The organism is Campylobacter sp. BCW_6466 (assembly GCF_001762835.1).
Classification (GTDB): Bacteria; Campylobacterota; Campylobacteria; order Campylobacterales; family Campylobacteraceae; genus Campylobacter_D; species Campylobacter_D jejuni.
In genome coordinates, this window is the sequence record NZ_MJXO01000011.1 from 1 (window position 1) to 2,676 (window position 2,676).

Here is a 2,676-nt window from a genome sequence, read left to right on the forward strand (position 1 = left end):
ATGAGTTTTGAAGAGATAGCTAAAGAACTTAATCTTAGCGTGACACGCGTTCATCAAATCTATACTGAAGCTTTTAGAAAGTTAAAGAGTCCTAAAAATAAAGACAAGTGGATGGCTATCTTTGAAACGATTGACTTAATCAAAAAAGAAGAAGCAAAGAAAGAAAACTTAATACAAGGAGAGAAAAAATGATACCAATGATTAAAGGTGAGAAAGCTGATTATAGTAGAAGTCTTTTTGAAGTAAGAGGCGTAGGGATTTATTACAAGCAAAGTGGAGTGTTTGTAGATGTTTTAAAAGGAATTTATCCTGATTATATTGCAAAAAAAATCATTCGTTTTCATTTGGGTAAAAAGCTTAACAAAAGTGCTTAAATTAAAAGCACTTTGATTAAGTTTTTTAAAACTTAAATTTATTTAGAAAGGGAAAAATGCAGTTAAGTTATTATTGTTTTAAAGATAGAAAAAAAAGAAAAATGCCTTTAGATACACCATTAAATACTAAAAATTTTAAACTTAAAGATAAGCTTGGTTTAAACATAAAAGAACAAATAGAAATTTGTAATAAATATGGGATTACTCACAAGCTTTATGTGAAAAGAAAAGAAAAAGGTTGGAGCTTAAAAGAAATTTTAGAAACTCCAAAAGGAGACAAGCGTTTTAAATATATTATTATCGATGATATCAGAAGAAACAAACAAGCAGTTAGCCTAAACAGTCATAGTAAATTTGGTAGAAATGTTTTACATTTAGGAAATATGAGCAAAAAAGCTAACTTGCATTTTAAATATTCAAAACTTGATCATCTAGCCTTGCAAAATAATTTATACCAAGATAAAAATGGAGTAATTAAGGCGTATTAGAAAATTTAACAAATCTACTAAGGTGGATTTGATTAAGTTTTTTAAAACTTAAATTTATTAGAAAGGATTAACAATGGCATTAGTTTATGTAGCCTCTCCTTACAAAGCTTTAGCAATAAGAGAAAGTCAAAGAAAAGCACAAGCTATTAGCATAGCCCAGCAAGAATGCTTAAAAATTATGCGTGAATGTGAAGGTTTTGTGCCTGTTTCACCCATACTACAATTTAGTTATTTGGATGAAAACAAGCACAGAGACAAAGCTTTACAAATGGGATTAGAGCTTTTAAAAGCGTGTGATTATATTTATCTTAGCAAACACAAAGATGCAAAATATTCACAAGGTATGCAAGAAGAATTAGCATTAGCTAAAAAGCTTGGCATTAAAGAGCTAGTTTTGGAGTTGCCCTTACAATAAGGGTTTAAGGATAATCAAGAAAAGAGCTAAACACGCAATACTTTTAAGATACGGCGTAGTTCTTTGGGATTATCAAATTAAAAAATATAAATTAAAGGAGATTTAAATGCAAATAAATAGTTTTGAAGATGTTAATTTAGCACTTAAAAAAGTGGCAGAACTTAGTGTAAAAATAGAAAAGATTAATGGAGAAGTAACTTTAGCTTGCAATGAGATTAAAGAAGCTCGTGCAGGAGAGATTAAGGTTTTAAGTGATGAGCTTGGATACATAGAGCAATGTATCACTACTTTTTGTGAAAATAACAAGCATGAATTTGCCGAAAAAAGATCTAAAGAATTTACCTTTGGCAAGATTGGCTATCGCTTAAGTAAAAGTGTATCTTTACCACGTGTGAAAGAAAAGCTAGAAAACTTAATCAAAGCCTTTAAAAGTTACAACCTTAATGAATGCATCATTTACAAAGAAGAACTTAATAAAGATGCCATTGTAGAGCTTGATGATACTACTTTAGTAAAGCTTGGACTTAAAAGAGTTGTAAAGGATAATTTTAGAATAGAGCCAAAGATTGAAAGCTTAGAAATTCAAAATTAAGAATTTAACAAGTCCGCTAAGGCGGATTTGATTAAGTTTTTAAAACTTAATTTAAAACAAAAGGATAAAAAATGTATGTCAATGTAAGCATAGATGCGAGTGATTTAGAAGATTTTTACGCTCATGATTTGGCTAAACTTTTTGAAGATTTAAGCACAAAAGAGCAAGAGGAATTCTTTGGAATTATCCATAAGGATATCAAGCCATTAGAAAGAATAAGAACTATTCTTTCTAATTTGTCTAATGATGAAGCACTTAAACTTTTTAAAGAACTTAATAATGAGTTTAAAAGCGATGAGGAATGGCAAAAAACTATAAAAAGCATAAATGGAGATAACAAATGAAACTACAAGATTTTGATTTTAGGATTTGGAATATACAAGAAAAACATTACATAACAAACAATCCATGCCTTGTTGAGTTTAATCATAATCCCGGAGAAATAAAAGCAGGTGTATTGCTTGTTTATGAAGATAGAGAACACGAGTTTCTTGAAAGTTGGTATGATGATATCGAAATCGAACTTTGGACTGGTTTATATGATAAACATGGCAAAAAGATTTATGAAGGGGATATCGTTAAAACTAAAAGTCCATACGATTGCTTTTTGGCAAAAGTTGGCATTCATAAAGAAGGGACTTTTTATCTTGAGAGTAAAAGTAGAGATTACATAGGCTCTTTAATTTATTTAGTTAAAGATGAAGGATATGATACCGAAATCATCGGCAATATCCACGATAATCCTGAACTTTTGAAATGTTAAAAAATATTAAAAATTTTAACATAAAAATGAAATATGTTAAAAAA

The 2,676-nt window shown here is 29.1% G+C and carries 7 protein-coding genes; all 7 read left to right on the plus strand.

Annotated features, from left to right (window positions below; all coding sequences use genetic code 11):
• Positions 1-192, plus strand: coding sequence for a sigma factor-like helix-turn-helix DNA-binding protein (locus tag AJ887_RS00775; protein WP_070284647.1), 192 nt, complete (start codon positions 1-3; stop codon positions 190-192).
• Positions 189-374 (plus strand): hypothetical protein, encoded by a 186-nt coding sequence (locus AJ887_RS00780; RefSeq protein WP_057980536.1) that lies wholly within the window; start codon positions 189-191, stop codon positions 372-374. The genes AJ887_RS00775 and AJ887_RS00780 overlap by 4 nt, the downstream gene beginning before the upstream one ends.
• A gap of 56 nt (positions 375-430) precedes the next feature.
• Positions 431-862, plus strand: coding sequence for an SA1788 family PVL leukocidin-associated protein (locus AJ887_RS00785; protein WP_002865075.1), 432 nt, complete (start codon positions 431-433; stop codon positions 860-862).
• A gap of 73 nt (positions 863-935) precedes the next feature.
• Positions 936-1,277 carry a DUF4406 domain-containing protein gene (locus AJ887_RS00790; protein ID WP_070284671.1) on the plus strand — a complete coding sequence of 114 codons (342 nt, stop codon included), beginning with the start codon at positions 936-938 and terminating at the stop codon, positions 1,275-1,277.
• Between the two features lie 106 nt (positions 1,278-1,383).
• The gene (locus tag AJ887_RS00795; RefSeq protein ID WP_002872701.1) at positions 1,384-1,869 is read left to right on the plus strand and encodes a host-nuclease inhibitor Gam family protein; all 486 of its coding nucleotides are present in this window, start codon (positions 1,384-1,386) and stop codon (positions 1,867-1,869) included.
• Between the two features lie 71 nt (positions 1,870-1,940).
• Positions 1,941-2,213: a hypothetical protein gene (locus tag AJ887_RS00800; protein WP_070284644.1), complete on the plus strand. Its 273-nt coding sequence runs from the start codon at positions 1,941-1,943 to the stop codon at positions 2,211-2,213.
• Positions 2,210-2,632, plus strand: coding sequence for a YopX family protein (locus AJ887_RS00805; protein WP_070284642.1), 423 nt, complete (start codon positions 2,210-2,212; stop codon positions 2,630-2,632). The genes AJ887_RS00800 and AJ887_RS00805 overlap by 4 nt, the downstream gene beginning before the upstream one ends.
• Positions 2,633-2,676 lie beyond the last annotated feature (44 nt).